This is a genomic window from Dorea sp. BIOML-A1, from assembly GCF_009875615.1.
GTDB classification, from domain to species: domain Bacteria; phylum Bacillota; class Clostridia; order Lachnospirales; family Lachnospiraceae; genus Dorea_A; species Dorea_A amylophila.
The window spans coordinates 1-15311 of the sequence record NZ_WWSA01000037.1; the positions used below are offsets into that span (position 1 = coordinate 1).

A 15311-nucleotide genomic window follows, 5' to 3' on the forward strand; every position below is an offset into this window, starting at 1 on the left:
GCTTCATTCGTGTTGCCCTTGTAATTCTTGCAGGCAAACTGGAATGATTCCAGAAACAGGTTATATTGCTTTAACATCAACAGCAGTAAATCTTTGGAAAAAGCATCTTCCTTTTTACTAAGGTCGAGAGGTAACTGTTTGAGAATATCGCCCATTGCATCATGAATCTGTAATTCTTTCTTATCCGTAATATCGGTTTCGTATTCATCGGTTTCCCCCTTGAGCCATTCAATAGATACATGAAGTGCTTCCGAAAGACCTTCCAGCACCATCTTTTTGGTATTGTCAATCGAACCATTCTCATAACGCAGGATTGTGGAAGCGGTAACTCCCATCTTCTCTGCAACATAAGGCTGTGTCAGATTTAATTCCAGACGACGCTGTTTTGCCCTGCTACCTATCAGCTTGCGTAGTTCTTTATCTTTCATGCTGATTGCCTCCTTTTTCGGTATGTATGAATTATAGCATGTACCTCACATAATTGCAATATGCAATTTAATGATTATTTTTAAAATTTCATAACGCTTGACAACGCAATATAAAACCGCTATACTAACAGCACAACAAAAATTGCATAATGCAATTTAATAGGAGGTGACAAGATGACGGAAAGAAAGATTGCATTATCCATCGAGGAAGCAGCCGACTATACAGGAATTGGCAGAAACACTTTGAGAAAGCTGGTTGAATGGAAGAAGCTTCCGGTATTAAAAGTCGGAAGAAAAGTCCTTATTAAAACTGACATTCTGGAAAAGTTCATGGAAGCCAACGAGGGGCGAGATCTGAGGGATAAAGGAAATGTAAAAGCTGTCACAAGAAATGTGGCAACTTAAAAAGGCGGCTTCCTACGAAACCGCCAAAGGTTCTATCAGACCGAAGCCATGATATACCTACACGCAAGAGGATTATACCATGTGCTTCTCCTGATATGCAACCGGGAACTGTTGTTTATCGGAAAAAGAAAGGATGAAGACGATATGGCGAAATCAACAAAGACTTATGAAGAAAGAATACGTGCATTAGAGAAAAAGGAACAGGAAAGCATTGAAGCTACAAAAAAGCTCATAGCACAGCGGAAGGAACTGGAAAAGAGAAAGAAAGCGGAAGAAAGTAAAAAACGAACCCACAGGCTCTGTCAGATTGGAGGAGCGGTGGAATCGGTTCTTGGCTGTCCGATTGAGGAGGAAGATTTACCAAAGTTGATAGGATTCTTAAAAAGGCAGGAAACAAACGGGAAGTTTTTCTCAAAAGCGATGCAGAAAGAATTAGTTACAGACATGGAGGAAGTGTAATGGCGGAGGGAGTGGGTTTTCCATTCCCTTCATTGCCTTTGAATGAAGGGCGCACTTATGGACAACCAGAGGTCGTCCTTATAAGTTTGCCACAAGTGGCAACCGGTCTGCGCTTACGCTTGCCGGGCTCGTTCCGTCGGCGGGGCTTTCAGCCAGACCTGCTCATGCCGCAGGGGGCACTCTTGCGCAGAGGGCGTTCCGACAGCTTCACTCCTGCAAAACCAGAAGAAGATGCTGTCGGAAATCAATGCCGGATACGGCAGAAAGGGGGAATCGTATCATGGCGATATTTCACTTTACAGTAAAGATTGTCGGGCGCAGTAAAGGAAAATCTGTCATATCCGCATCGGCATATCTTAATGGAGATGTGATGAAGAATGAGGAAACAGGCAGAATCAGTTACTATACTTCCAAAAAGGAAGTCGTCTACACCAGTCTGATGATGTGCGAAAATGCACCTCCTGAATGGCTGCATGTACCGGAAGAAAATATAAAAAGGTTTCAACAGTCTATCCGTTATAAAAGAGCGGATGATAAAGATGCCGCACTGGAAAAGTTTAAAATCACATTTCAGAAACAGCGTCTATGGAATGAGGTCTTAAAGATAGAAAAAAATGCAGATGCACAGCTTGGACGCTCATTTGAATTTTCCCTGCCGAAAGAATGGAGCAGACAGGAACAGATTGATTATACAACCGAATATATTCAAAAGACTTTCGTGGATAAGGGAATGTGTGTCGACTGGAGCATACACGATAAGAACGATGGAAATCCACATGTGCATTTACTTGTAACCATGCGACCATTCAATCCAGACCACTCATGGGGCAACAAGGAAGTCAAGGACTGGGATTTTGTCAGAGATACTGACGGAAATATCGTGGTTGATGAATCCCACCCGGACTGGTGGCAGGATAAGAAAAATCCTGACCGGCATGGAATCCGCATTCCGGTACTTGATGAAAACGGAGTACAGAAAGTCGGGGCAAGAAACCGAAAACAATGGAAACGGGTTCTGACCGATGCTACCGGCTGGAATAATCCAAAGAATTGTGAGTTATGGCGAAGCGAATGGGCTGGGATGTGTAACCGGCATTTATCCATAGACAATCAGATTGACCACCGCTCTTATGAAAGACAGGGCAAATTAAAAATCCCTACGATTCATGAGGGTGCGGATGCAAGAAAGATTGAGGAAAAATATCTCACCGGACAGATATGGAATGGTTCATGGAAGGTAGAGGAAAACCAGATGATTAAAAAACAAAATGCACTACTGCAAAAGGTAATCACAACCTTTGGTAAGGTATCCGGTGCATTGTCAATATGGAAGGAGTGGTTGAATGACATTAGAAGAAAGCAAAGAAGTAATTCCCATGATGGAAGCAATGATTACACAGATAGAGGAACAGCAGAATATCATGGCAGAGATGCTTCAGGAGATACAGGAAAAGGACGAGAAGCTGATGTGCTTTCAGGAGCAGGAAGAACGATTGCAGCAATTAGAGAAAGAATTGTCAGAGCTGCTACAAATCTTACCGGATACAGAAGGACTGTTGATGCTTCTGGAAGAAAAGACAGACCAGATACAGAAACTCACAGACGAAAATCAGCAATGGCAGGAATTGGCACAGAAATTGAACAGCGAGAACCGGCTATTGCAGAAACAGAACAGCGAATTACTGAACTTGAACAGCAATTAGAGAAAGGAAGGTTGATTGATGAACGAATTAAGAAACTCAAAGAACGACGATCAACTGGAAGAACTGCTAATGCTGACGGAGCAGATGCAGGAAGAACTCGACCAGAAAGACCGGACTATCAGGAAACTGAAAGTGCAGCTCGACGTCTCGCTGACCTTGAACGAGAGGTTAAACAGCGAGAACAGAGCAGGGAACATTCAAGCCTTAAAGAACGACTTGAGGAAAACAAAAGAATTGTTGCAGAGCGAGAAAGAGAAAACGCACGCTGCCGAAATCATGACAGAGGAATGTCAAGATAAGCTAAGGCAGGCAGAACAGGAACGGGACTATGCACTCTCTCATCAGAAAAAAGTAGAGATACCGGTTGAAAAGCCGGTACTCTATCAAAAGTGTGGGAACTGTAATCTGACAGCTTATCTGAAAGCCAAGGAAAAGTATGATACGCAGAGAGAAAAACTGGCAGGCAGATATAAAACAAAAACAGCCATGTATGAAGCATTGATGTTTCTGCTGATATGGTATTCCGTATCAACTACTCTTTTTCAGATGATACGGTCAAAAATATTTATTTCTGATTGCGTGGTATTCTTTGATACAATCGCCACTTTTATACAGAACATTGCAGGATTGACTATACTGGCAGGGAAGAATGTGGCACAGGTTAGCAATGGAATATCCAATCCTGTCGTTGCCGGAATTATATACTGGATGATAAGAATACTGATTTCCGGTGGATGTCTGGTGGGTGTGGGAATACTTTTGGCATTCATCGAAATAAAGATTGCAGGGCTATATAAGAAATACTGTTGGGATATGATTACCATAATGGTGATACTCGTAAGTATGGCAATAGCAATCTATTTCGCAGATTGGATAAGGACAATATTACCAGTCAATCTACTGTTTCTATTGTTATTGGTACAGGTAATATATGTCGTGATAAGATGGTATGTGAAAGGCTGGCGGGAAACAAGGGGATATTACTAAAACATACTATACCATGCCTAAAACTGTTAAACAATAAATCGGCATAATTGGTCATTTCATGATGCAAGATAAAAAGACTGATTATGTCGATATACAGATTCTGTGAATGAATGAAAGTGGATAACTTGTTTTGTCCGAGCAAGGGAACTATAATGTTTTGGTAGAAGTAAAAAAGACAACCATTTGGTTGAGAAAAAAAGATGCAGAAAAACCTATTGACGGAAGAATAAAAAATCAAGGAGTAATCATGATAGAAAACAAGATAATATTGATTGAAGATGATAAAGAAATAAGAGGAATGATAAACGATTATTTATCAGGAGAATTTGAAGTGACAGCTTTTAATGATGGTATGTCAGCTATCCAGAAAATTACAAGCTATGATGAATATGCGCTCGCGCTTATTGATCTTATGTTACCGGACATAAGCGGGATGGAGATTATTAAGATAATTCGTAAAGTCAGCAAGATACCAATTATTATTATTACTGCTAAAGACAATGATATAGACAAATCATTAGGATTGAATTTGGGTGCTGATGATTATGTGGTAAAACCTTTTTCACTCATTGAGCTTACTGCTAGAATAAAGGCTAACATCAGACGAGCAAGAACCTACCAGGCGTTACCGAATAATTCAATTATCAAAATTAAAGATATAGAAATCGACCCTCATAGTCACATGGTTCAGCGCAAAGGAGTAACCATAGATTTAACGCCAATTGAATTTCAAATTTTATACATTTTAGCAAGCCATCCGGGGCAGGCTTATTCAAAGGAAAGGCTATATGAACTGATTTGGAAAGAACCATATTTTGGAAATGAAAATGTGTTGAATACACACATCAATCGTCTTCGCTTGAAATTGAAGAGCAATGCAGAAGACAGTACAGCCTATGTTAAAACTTTATGGGGCATTGGATATAAGATGGAGGAGAAATAGATGATGATTTTATTTGTGGTTCTTTCATTTGTTATGGTTTTTATATTGATCTGGCAACAGATACAGCATAAAAAATTAGTACGAGAAATTGATTATATTACAAGTAGGCTTGATACTATTTCTGTCATTTCTGAAAATGGCTTTGTACTTATACCTACAGATAATGATAGTATCAAGAAATTAAGCGCTGCACTTAATAAGCTGCTTCAGGATTTTTATACAAAAAAGTCACAATTTGAGCAGAGTAAACAGGCAATGGCGAAAGTCCTTACAAACATCTCTCACGACATCCGAACTCCACTCACTGTTCTAAAAGGAAATAGTGAAATGCTTTCCAATATAACAAACACTTACTCTGCATCTGAAAATGTTCATGCTATGGCTGTTAAAATAGACCAAAAGGCTGATGATTTAATCTCAACAATTAACGACTATTTTACAATGTCTAAAATAACTTCTGGAGATTTTTCTATTAAAATGAAAAAGGAAAATATATCAAGGATTTGCCAAGATACAATTTTGGACTACTATGACCTTCTTGAACAGAAACAATTTGAAGTCAATATTCAGATACCGGATACACCGATTTTTGCCTATACAGATAACGAGGCGTTACAACGCATTTTAAAAAATCTGATAGACAATGCCATCCGACATGGTGGTGATGGTAAGTATATTTCTTTAAGGCTCACCACATCAAATGGAAAAAACATTATTGAAATAGAAGATCGAGGAGATGGGATATCACCACAGCAGCAAAAACAGATCTTTGAAAGGAATTATACAACAGCCCGAAAAACTTCCGGCAGTGGTTTGGGGCTTTCAATTTCAAAATGTCTTGCTGAACAAATTGGGGCAGACTTAGAAGTTTATAGTGTACAAAATGAGCAAACTATTTTCTCAATCATCTTGAAAAAGTTAGAAAATCGTTAGATTTATGACAGAGAAAAGAGAAGTCCATTTTGTATAATGGCAGCTATAAAGGAGGCACACAAAATGGATTATATTATGGAAACCGTAGGTTTGCGAAAAGCCTACAAAGATAATATTGTTGTAGACGATGTAAATATGCATATATCTAAAGGGGCAATATATGGCTTTGTTGGTCCAAACGGCGCAGGAAAAAGCACGGTTATGAAAATGATTTTGAGTCTTATCCAGCCAGATGCTGGAGAGGTTCAGCTTTTAGGCGAAAAAGTTACCAGTCACAGTTATGAAATATTCAAAAAGGTTGGTTCTATTATTGAGAATCCATACTTTTACGATAAAATGACTGCCAGACAAAACTTAGAGCTGCACTGTGAGTATATGGGATTTCCCAACAAGGAACGAATCGATGAGGTTTTGCATTTGGTGGACTTGCAGAATGTCGAGAAAAAACAAGTTTGTCATTACTCGTTGGGTATGAAACAACGACTTGCTATTGCAAGAGCTATTCTGGCAAAGCCAGAATTTTTGATTTTAGACGAACCGATCAATGCTTTAGACCCTGAGGGTATTCGTGAAATGCGAACCCTTTTTCAACGGCTAAATCAAGAAGATGGAACAACTATTTTTATATCCAGCCACATTCTATCCGAAGTGGATCTTCTTGCTGATACGATTGGAATTATTCAACACGGAAAACTCTTAACAGAATTACCTATCGAAGAAATCCATAAGCATCAAACAGATTATATCAGCTTGCAGGTTGACGATGTGACTCGTGTTGCTGCACTGCTTGAAAACATGAGAATCACGAATTTTAGTGTATTAGATAAAGAATTTATCCACATTTATGATTCTGATATTTCAGGTAAAGCTCTGTCAAAAGCAATCATTGAGAACGGGATTGGTTTGGAGAGCATGGGACGCAAGCAAGACACACTGGAAGATTTCTTTTTCCAGCTTACAGAGGAGGAAAAATGAGATGACACATTTGATCAAACTGGAACTGAAAAAATTTGGTATTGCACAAAATATTATCTTTATGTTTGCCGCAATTCTTTTCAGCATCCTTTTCATTACAATATCTTTATGGGATAGCATGACAGACCCCAAACAGGTCAAAGACACATTTGAAAGCACATACCTTGTCATTGGCTTATTGATGTCATTCATTTTTCTTGTGTACTCGTCGGTCTTAACGGCAAAGCTGGTTATTGGAGAATATAATCATCGAACAATTACGATTATGTTTTCTTATCCTTTAAACAGAATAAAATTGATTGCCAGCAAATTAACTATAATCATGGTTTATACAGCGATTTCAATGACGATTGGATATATCTGTTGTAGCAGTTATATTATATTTGCGGATAAATCCTTTAATATGCTGGAGGGAACATTTCAACCATCAATGCTCCGAACATGGATACCAATGGCAATAACCACTGTGATTATATGTATGGTGCTGTCTCTGTGGTCATTTATTATTGGCATGATCAGAAAATCTGTTCCTGCAACAATCGTTACATCTTTGATTGTTATTGTGTTACGGCAAGTTATTATCACCAAAAACACAACCAATCAGGAGTCCATAATGCAAGTTATCTTAGTTGCTATTGTTACCGTCATTGCTACACTACTTATCTTTAAAAGAAAAGTGCCTGAACTATATTGATTATATTTCTATTTTTACAAATGGTAAAAGAAAAAGCCGTCGCAAAGCAGATTCAATTTCATGTATTTATATAACGGCGGCTTTGATTTTTAAAGTCAATGTTTTTAGTGATTACACAAACAGATGACAACTTACATGTATGTGGTAGCTGACGTAAGTTTGGATTATTTTAAAAGATTTCCAATGAATCTTCCGCATCTACCCACATCTGCATATTCCCATCCAGATATAATCGTACATATTCAAGCGGTTCACCAATTGCAAGTGCATTTAATGCACAATCTGAGCCAGGCGTAGTTTTTAAATTCTTTTCTGCTTCCCAACAGTCAATGCGGAGCATATAGCTCGCAGAGGTATAAACATCAACACTATTACGTTGTGGATTGTATTCTGCAAATATTGTTCTCATTGTATCAAATCTCCTTATCATTCAATCAATCATTTCTTACAAAAATCAGAAGCGTTTCAATCAGTTCACCATGTCATTTTCATTTTGTGCTATAATGTGTTATCAGTTTTTTTGCCCTTGTATTTGCCCTTATCAGAGTTCGTAAACACTGGTGGGACGATATAACACAAGGGAAACAATAAGGGAAAGCTCACCTGCGCCAAACTTAGTGTTTTCAAAGGCTTGAGAGATATTTGATAATAAAATATAACAATTATTAAATCCCTTGGAATACATGAAATCTCAATTAAAGTATGCGGAATCAATGTACGGAATGCAGACCTGGGTTATATGAAGTATATGATCCGGTATGATTCTACATTTGGACGTTTTCAGGGAGAACTGGATACATATGAGAATGGACTGATCATTGAAGGACAGAAGATTCCTGTATTTTCAGAATCAGATGCGGCATTGATTCCATGGGGAGCATGTGGTGCAGAGTATATTATTGATGCAACAGGTGCATACTGTACAACGGAAAAGGCAAAAGCCCATTTAGAAGGCGGTGCGAAGAAAGTTATTATCTCAGCACCGGCAAAAGATGGGGATACACCGACATTTATCATGGGAATCAACCATGACAAATATACATCGGATATGCCAGTTGTATCGAATGCATCATGTACTACGAATTGTCTCGCACCAATCTGTAAAGTTCTGGAAGATAATTATGGAATCGAATATGGGCTGATGTCAACGATTCATGCCGCAACTGCAAAACAAAAGGTTGTGGACAGCCGTTCTCAGAAAGACTGGAGAACCGGACGTTCGGCATTTGGTAACCTGATTCCATCTACAACGGGAGCCGCAAAAGCAATCTCGCTTGTCATTCCGGCTTTAAAGGATAAGATGAGTGGTATTTCTTACAGGGTTCCAACTTCAGATGTATCAATTGTTGATCTGAATGTAGCGTTAAAGCAGCCGGCATCATATGATGAGATCTGCAAAAAAGTCCGGGAGGCCTCTGAGACATATTTGTCCGGCATTCTGGATTATGTAGAGGATGAAGTGGTATCTTCAGATTTTATCGGAGATTCACATGCATCGATCTTTGATGCAAGGCAGGGAATTCAAGTGAATTCCCACTTTTTCAAGGTCATTTGTTTCTATGACAATGAGTGGGGATATACAAGTCAGATATTCCGGCTGATTGAGCATATGGACAGGATAGATCACAATCGCTAATAATTAAGATGACGACAGGGGCATGTAAGATCTGATTCTGATGTAACACGTTTGATTTTATATCACACACTTCTGTAAGGGACATATGGATTCGTTATTACGATTATGAACCGGACAAGATGCGGACGGAAAAAAGCAGGCAAAGCTTTTGCTGTCCGCAGAAAATAAGAAAAAAATCTGAAAAATAAAAATTTTTCGGAAAATTCAAAAAAACACTTGCCAAACAACTGAGTCTATGATATATTAAATCTCGGTCGTGTGAAAAACACAATGACAAATAAATATACGGCTCCATGGTCAAGCGGTTAAGACATCGCCCTTTCACGGCGGTAACACGGGTTCGATTCCCGTTGGAGTCATATGGCGCCATAGCCAAGTGGTAAGGCAAAGGTCTGCAACACCTCTATCACCAGTTCAAATCTGGTTGGCGCCTCTTATAAAAAACACCCGGAATATTTATTTCCGGGTGTTTTTGTCAAAGAATACAAGAAAAGCTGCCGGTGGCAGCCTCTCGTATATTATTTCGTTATAATTGAATCTTCTTTAACATATGATCGACGAATACTTTTGCATGCTCCACATCCAGATCATCCGGATGAGTAAGTGCAAGATCGAAATTCTGGATAAAACGGTCGATCTGGTCGTTATTCTCGTTAGTTCTCATGGATTCATACTTCATACGTACCTTCTGCGGCATCTTTCCCTGACAGATAAAATATCCAAGATAATCGTTGTCTGCTTCGATCCAGGCACTGACGCGTCCGGCAATATCCTTATAATATTCCGGAGAATCCCCCATTCCGCAAGTTCCGAATAAAGCGATCTGTTTGCCGCTTAAGTCACTTAAGAAGTCACTGACCTCCATACTGCAGCTTCCGCGGTGCACGCAGAATCCGATGAAGTAGACATTGGCTTCCGGAATTGTCTTATCTGTATCGATATCGATCAGATCTTTGGAATTGCCGGGAAGGCGCGAGAAGATAGATGCAGCAATTTTCTTTGTATTTCCGGATTCACTCTGATATAAAACAAGATAATCCAACATAAGAATTCCTCCTTTTTGCGTTTGTTGATGGTCACAATTTATTGTACATCTGGATTACATTGAAATTTTATGAGTTACATATAATGGCCGCCGCTGTAACCGCCCGGGGCACCGCAGCACATTCCGCCGCTGCAGCATAAGTTGCAGACGATGTTGGCAATACATAATTTTACACACCAGTCGCTTCCACCGCCGAAGGTGGTGGTATACGGATTCTGGCGTTGTCGGTACCAGCTTCCGCCGCTTTCAAACTGGTTAACTAACATCTGGTATTGATAGTTGGCTGGTTCCATGCGGAGCGCTTCTTTGGCATGCTGAAGGGCCGTTGCATTGTTGCCGAGACCGGAATTGGCAATCGCACTGTAGTAATACCACTGGGCAGTATGCTCGTTGATTCCGTTTAATACGTTCATTGCTTCCTGATACCGGCCGTTGTTGATGAAGTTGGCAGCAGCTCTTAAGTGAAGATCCTGCTCACTTTCCTGACCTGCATTACCTGCATTACCGGTCTGTCGGTATTCTCCGTAGAAGCCGCGGAACGGACCATATCCGTTCTGGCTATATGGACCGTAATTCCCGGAAGAGCCGTATTCCCGCTCTTTCATGATCTGCTGATAGGCCTGCTGGACTTCTTTGAATTTTGCCTCTGCCTGATCCTTGTTCGGATTATTGATATTGGCATCCGGATGATATTTTCGGCTGAGGTTACGATATGCTTTTTTTATCTCGTCATCAGAAGCATCACGGGATACTCCTAAGACACTATATGGATCTGTCATTGTTTTTGATCTCCTGTTGTTGAATTATCTGTATCAGGATGTGGATTATCATTTGTGGTTCTACCGGCGGTGGAATTGCCGTCAGCAGTATCTGCAGCGTTGTGTGTATTCTTGCCGGCGAGTCTTTCGGATGTTACGGCAGTGTATCTGCTCCATACTCCGGAATAGAGAACGTTCCGCAAGATCTCTGCATGCAGCAGTATCGGAAGCTGTTCGAATTCCCTGGAGCATTCCGACATCATAAGCGTCAGAAGGCTGCGGCAGTCATCTGCAAATGCAGGATCGTCCAGGTATGCCTTCCTGAATGGATTATAGCTGCCGGATTTGATGTCTTTTTCGACATCATCGTAGGCATCCATCAGGTAGATGAATTTTCCGAGGAAGAATCCGATCTTACGAAGAGAGGATTCCCATTCATCGTGGCGGTATGCAAAAATCTCAGCCATGATATTGCCAAAAAGTCCGGACATAAGATCCAGATTCTGTTCATTTTCTGCCTCATATTTTGAGATTTGGGCGAGATTTTCTGAGATGACCTTACATTTTACGGGATATAATTTTTCAATCTTCTTTATCTTTGAATGCAAAAGTTTTGCGGCAACAAAAGCTTTCTTCCTGTGTTCGTCTGCCCAGTCATCTTCACACTTATAATAAGATAACAGCATGTTGATGGCTGCGGCATATTCAGTAAATTCATTGGTCTTTGCCGCATGCTTTTGCATGGGATGTGCAATACAACGGACCATTTCTGTCTTCGTGTCCGGTTCATAAAGACCGGTGAGCAGGATCACAAGAAATGTCATATCAAAGGATAAAGTCACCTGACCTCTTCTACCATAACATTCTTTTAAGACTTTGCATAGTCCACAGTAATAAGAATGATAGACATCATAATCTTTGAATTTCATCTCGGCTTTGTTGATAGAAATATAACCAAACATGGGAACTCCTTAGCTTCGTTTGATAAATCTGGTGTTACACTTCGGGCAGCGGATCTCAATCTTGCCTTTTCCTTTTGGAACACGGATCTTCTGTTTGCATGACGGACATTTGTAAATGTGGTGTGTCTTGCGCTGTGTTATCATGTTACGCTGCCTGTAGAAAAATGTCCGGATGCCGCGTGTCATCTGCAGATATTTCTGATTCTCGGCGGCTCGTTTGTAAGTATTTTTGGAAAACATCCGGAAATAAGAATAGATGATACCGGCCCATGCCAGCCAGGAAAGGATTCCCCGATGCGTCCATCCTGCGATCAGCATAAGGATCAGGGATCCCCAGATGGTAAATTTGCCAAAGGAATCAACACCATATCTTCCGTACATAAAACGTATAAATCTGTCTTTTAGTTTCAATTCATTCACCTCTTAAAATAGTACTTGCAATATACATTTAATCATACGCCGGGAATAGGAAAAATCAATAAACAGAGTATTAAAATTTCTAAAGATTTTAGATGAGAAAAGTGCAGAAACTGTGGTGGATGTGTTAAGATAAGAATGTTAATTTCGTAGAACAGGGTTGATAACGGGGAGGAGGCAGAATATGCAGAATCTGACGGAGCTGATCAGAGAAGATATGAAACCGGCACTTGGCGTGACCGAGCCGGGAGCTATCGCATTTGCCGTGGCAAGTGCGAAGAAATATACGGAAGGTAAGATTGTAAATGTACATGTGGCATTGAATTCCGGTATGTACAAGAATGCATTTACCTGTGGAATTCCTAATTCGGAGAGATTCGGCAACTATTATGCGGCGGCACTTGGGGCGGTAGCGGCAGATGCGGAAAAAGGACTGGAATCGCTGGCAGATATCACACCGGAAGATGATGAGAAAGCGGCGCAGATGGTGAGCGACGGTCTGGTGGAGGTGGTTATGGATCATGTCGGATCCGAGATCACGATCGATGCCGTGGTGACAACGGAGAATAACCGGTGTAAGGTGATGATCCGGGATGCACATACGAATATCGTAAAGATAGAAAAAGACGGTATTGTAATATTTGAGACAGAAGATAAGATGTACAGGGATGAATCCCGGAAAAAGCAGGCACGTCCGGTAATTCACGGATATTCCCTGGCAGAGATCCTGCGGTATGTAAATACAGTTCCGGTTGAAGAGATTGCGTTTATAGAAAAAGCGTATACGATGAACCTGGAATTATTAAAAGAAGGACTGGCTTCGGACAGGGCAGTGTTCGCAAAGAAACTTTATCGTGAGAATGGCAACCGGATCATATCCAGGGATGCACTTAAGACGGCACAATTACTGTGTAACGGTGCGATAGAGGCCAGGGTTCTGGGCCTTTCCAGACCGGCTATGAGCATTACCGGGAGCGGTGCACACGGAATCATTGCGACGATGCCGTTGTATGCGTACCGGCATGCCAATGAAGATAAGACGGATGATGAGACCCTGTGGAGAGCAACTGCACTCAGCTATCTGATCACGATGTATATCAAAGAGTACTCAGGAAGATTATCGGCATTTTGCGGCTGCGGGATTGCAGCCGGAACCGGGATGGCCTGTGGACTGGCATATCTGCAGGGAGCGGATGGAGAAAAACATACAAAAGTGATTCAGAATATGGCAAGCGGTCTGACCGGAATGATCTGTGACGGAGGCAATCACGGATGTACGATGAAAGGGATCGTGGCAGTAGATGCAGCATTCCGTGCAACAGATATGGCAATGGATGATATCTGCATAGAAAATATTCATGGAATCAACGGCAGGACCCCGGAAGCAACTATGAAGTACATGGGAATGATCGCATCCCCTGGAATGATAGGGACGGAAAAGACGATCGTAGAGATTATGGAATCGAAAAAGTAAAGAAAATAGAACAGCACAGGGAGGGATCGAATCCGGAATGAGAAATGAAAATGCAGACAATGAAGGAAAAAAACATCACCGCGGAAGAAGGCGGAAGAAAAAAGGGAATATAATCGCCAATGTGATTCTTGTGATCGCACTGATCGTATTCTGTGTGTCGGGTTTTCAACTGTTTAAGATCGGAAAAGGTTATCTGGATGGAAGAAGTGAGTATGATAAAGTGCGGAAACTTGCGGTGACGGATGATAAGAATAAAAATGATAAAGATAAAAATCATAGTGAAGACGGAGATGATACATTCTCTGTTGATTTTCAAAAACTGCTGGAGATCAATCCGGATACGATCGCATGGATCAGATTCCCGGATGAGCCGAGTCAGATCAATTATCCGGTTGTTCAGGGAACGGATAACAGTAAATATCTGAAGAAAACATTTTCGTCTAACGAAAATACGCTGGGAGCAATCTTCCTGAATGTTGACAATCAAAAGGATTTTTCGGATAAAAACTCTGTAATATATGGACATAGAATGCGGGACGGTTCGATGTTCCGTCACCTGCAGGATTATGATACCCGTGAATTCTGGAAGAATAATCCATATTTTTACATATATACCGTTGATGGAAGAATTCTGAAATATCATATTTATTCGGCAGGACAGGTAGTCGACACTTCGGAATCGTATCAGACAACATTTGAAACAGATGAAGAATATCAGGAATTTTTGAATATGACGCAGAGTACTTCTCTGTATAATACCGGCGTGGAAGTGACAACGGCAGATACGATCGTTACATTGTCGACCTGTACCAGTGCCAGTGATAATCACCGGTTTGTTGTAAGAGGGGTAAAAGAGGAGGAGACGAAACAGTGATGAAGAAAGAATATACCTATGAAGTAGGAGATGTGGTAACAATGAAAAAGCCGCATCCATGTGGAAGTAAAGAATGGGAGATACTAAGGGTTGGAGCAGATTTCCGACTGAAATGTATGGGATGCGGACATCAGATCATGATCGCCCGCAAATTGGTAGAAAAAAATACAAAAGATTTGAAGAAAAAAGCTTGAAAAAATCGAGACTTTATGGTAACATAGGAACTCGTGATACAATAATTCTGTCCTAAAATAGAGACAGAAATCCTTGCTCCCACATAAGATGAGCGGGGGCCAAAAGACCAGAAGGAGGTGCAAGACGACATGAACAAATATGAATTAGCTGTTGTTGTCAGTGCAAAAATCGAAGACGACGAAAGAGCTCAGGTAATCGAAAAGGTGAAAGCATTAGTTGAACGTTTCGGTGGACAGATCTCTGACGTTGATGAATGGGGTAAGAAGAGATTAGCTTACGAGATTCAGAAGATGAAAGAAGCATACTACTATTTCATCCACTTCGAGTCTGATGCTGAGACTCCAAGCGAAATCGAGCAGAGAATTCGCATTATGGACAACGTTATCAGATTTTTATGCGTTAGACAGGATGCATAAGCAGGAA

General features: G+C 40.7%; 20 protein-coding genes and 2 tRNA genes. 16 read left to right on the forward strand and 6 right to left on the reverse strand.

Translation table 11 applies throughout. From position 1 onward, the window contains the following. A partial coding sequence (locus GT508_RS12545) for a helix-turn-helix domain-containing protein (RefSeq protein ID WP_161144370.1) occupies positions 1–428 on the reverse strand: 428 nt, incomplete at its 3' end. Between the two features lie 174 nt (positions 429–602). Here GT508_RS12545 and GT508_RS12550 point away from each other — a divergent pair. From GT508_RS12550 to GT508_RS12590, 9 genes are all read left to right on the forward strand, one after another. Beyond that, a complete protein-coding gene (locus tag GT508_RS12550) occupies positions 603–833 on the forward strand; it encodes a helix-turn-helix domain-containing protein (protein ID WP_003505382.1) in 231 nt (76 codons plus the stop codon). Positions 834–977: 144 nt separating this feature from the next. Beyond that, entirely contained in the window at positions 978–1292 is a 315-nt protein-coding gene (locus GT508_RS12555) for a hypothetical protein (protein ID WP_041254741.1), read from the forward strand. Next, positions 1292–1597 carry a hypothetical protein gene (locus GT508_RS12560; protein WP_012744231.1) on the forward strand — a complete coding sequence of 102 codons (306 nt, stop codon included), beginning with the start codon at positions 1292–1294 and terminating at the stop codon, positions 1595–1597. The genes GT508_RS12555 and GT508_RS12560 overlap by 1 nt, the downstream gene beginning before the upstream one ends. Then, positions 1573–3294, forward strand: a complete 1722-nt coding sequence (locus GT508_RS12565) for a MobA/MobL family protein (protein ID WP_161144371.1) — start codon at positions 1573–1575, stop codon at positions 3292–3294. Before GT508_RS12560 ends, GT508_RS12565 begins: the two co-directional genes overlap by 25 nt. Continuing rightward, the gene (locus tag GT508_RS12570) at positions 3272–3982 is read left to right on the forward strand and encodes a DUF6040 family protein (protein WP_161144372.1); all 711 of its coding nucleotides are present in this window, start codon (positions 3272–3274) and stop codon (positions 3980–3982) included. The genes GT508_RS12565 and GT508_RS12570 overlap by 23 nt, the downstream gene beginning before the upstream one ends. Before the next feature lie 157 nt (positions 3983–4139). Further along, entirely contained in the window at positions 4140–4925 is a 786-nt protein-coding gene (locus tag GT508_RS12575; protein WP_226851416.1) for a response regulator transcription factor, read from the forward strand. Beyond that, positions 4926–5858 carry a sensor histidine kinase gene (locus GT508_RS12580; protein ID WP_015515238.1) on the forward strand — a complete coding sequence of 311 codons (933 nt, stop codon included), beginning with the start codon at positions 4926–4928 and terminating at the stop codon, positions 5856–5858. Positions 5859–5921: 63 nt separating this feature from the next. After that, entirely contained in the window at positions 5922–6833 is a 912-nt protein-coding gene (locus tag GT508_RS12585; RefSeq protein WP_015515239.1) for an ABC transporter ATP-binding protein, read from the forward strand. 1 nt (position 6834) lies between these two features. Further along, positions 6835–7527 (forward strand): ABC transporter permease, encoded by a 693-nt coding sequence (locus tag GT508_RS12590; protein WP_005334737.1) that lies wholly within the window; start codon positions 6835–6837, stop codon positions 7525–7527. Positions 7528–7696: 169 nt separating this feature from the next. On the opposite strand, the gene GT508_RS12595 is transcribed toward GT508_RS12590, so the two are convergent. Further along, positions 7697–7936 carry a DUF6061 family protein gene (locus GT508_RS12595; protein WP_161144373.1) on the reverse strand — a complete coding sequence of 80 codons (240 nt, stop codon included), beginning with the start codon at positions 7934–7936 and terminating at the stop codon, positions 7697–7699. Positions 7937–8221: 285 nt separating this feature from the next. On the opposite strand from GT508_RS12595, the gene gap reads away from it, so the two are divergent. The 3 genes from gap to GT508_RS12610 all read left to right on the forward strand — a co-directional run bounded on the left by gap (position 8222) and on the right by GT508_RS12610 (position 9596). Then, entirely contained in the window at positions 8222–9163 is a 942-nt protein-coding gene (gene gap, locus GT508_RS12600) for a type I glyceraldehyde-3-phosphate dehydrogenase (RefSeq protein WP_330576943.1), read from the forward strand. A gap of 287 nt (positions 9164–9450) precedes the next feature. After that, positions 9451–9522, forward strand: a tRNA-Glu gene (locus GT508_RS12605). Positions 9523–9525: 3 nt separating this feature from the next. Continuing rightward, positions 9526–9596, forward strand: a tRNA-Cys gene (locus GT508_RS12610). Between the two features lie 93 nt (positions 9597–9689). Here GT508_RS12610 and bilS read toward each other — a convergent pair. From bilS to GT508_RS12630, 4 genes are all read right to left on the reverse strand, one after another. After that, on the reverse strand, positions 9690–10208 hold the full coding sequence (gene bilS / locus GT508_RS12615) for a flavodoxin family protein BilS (RefSeq protein ID WP_055283932.1): 519 nt from the start codon (positions 10206–10208) through the stop codon (positions 9690–9692). 74 nt (positions 10209–10282) lie between these two features. Beyond that, positions 10283–10987 carry a DnaJ domain-containing protein gene (locus GT508_RS12620; RefSeq protein ID WP_118309312.1) on the reverse strand — a complete coding sequence of 235 codons (705 nt, stop codon included), beginning with the start codon at positions 10985–10987 and terminating at the stop codon, positions 10283–10285. Continuing rightward, complete coding sequence (locus GT508_RS12625; protein WP_161144374.1) at positions 10984–11928, reverse strand: DUF5685 family protein; 945 nt, start codon at positions 11926–11928, stop codon at positions 10984–10986. The genes GT508_RS12620 and GT508_RS12625 overlap by 4 nt, the downstream gene beginning before the upstream one ends. A 9-nt stretch (positions 11929–11937) precedes the next feature. Further along, complete coding sequence (locus tag GT508_RS12630; protein ID WP_006427708.1) at positions 11938–12309, reverse strand: hypothetical protein; 372 nt, start codon at positions 12307–12309, stop codon at positions 11938–11940. A 220-nt stretch (positions 12310–12529) separates the two neighbouring features. Here GT508_RS12630 and GT508_RS12635 point away from each other — a divergent pair, with 220 nt between their 5' ends. The 4 genes from GT508_RS12635 (at position 12530) to rpsF (ending at position 15304) form a co-directional block, all read left to right on the forward strand. Then, positions 12530–13819 (forward strand): L-cysteine desulfidase family protein, encoded by a 1290-nt coding sequence (locus GT508_RS12635; RefSeq protein ID WP_161144375.1) that lies wholly within the window; start codon positions 12530–12532, stop codon positions 13817–13819. Between the two features lie 37 nt (positions 13820–13856). Beyond that, entirely contained in the window at positions 13857–14693 is an 837-nt protein-coding gene (gene srtB, locus GT508_RS12640) for a class B sortase (RefSeq protein WP_161144376.1), read from the forward strand. After that, positions 14693–14887: a DUF951 domain-containing protein gene (locus tag GT508_RS12645; protein ID WP_022415154.1), complete on the forward strand. Its 195-nt coding sequence runs from the start codon at positions 14693–14695 to the stop codon at positions 14885–14887. Before srtB ends, GT508_RS12645 begins: the two co-directional genes overlap by 1 nt. A gap of 129 nt (positions 14888–15016) precedes the next feature. After that, the gene (rpsF, locus tag GT508_RS12650) at positions 15017–15304 is read left to right on the forward strand and encodes a 30S ribosomal protein S6 (RefSeq protein WP_006427704.1); all 288 of its coding nucleotides are present in this window, start codon (positions 15017–15019) and stop codon (positions 15302–15304) included. Positions 15305–15311 lie beyond the last annotated feature (7 nt).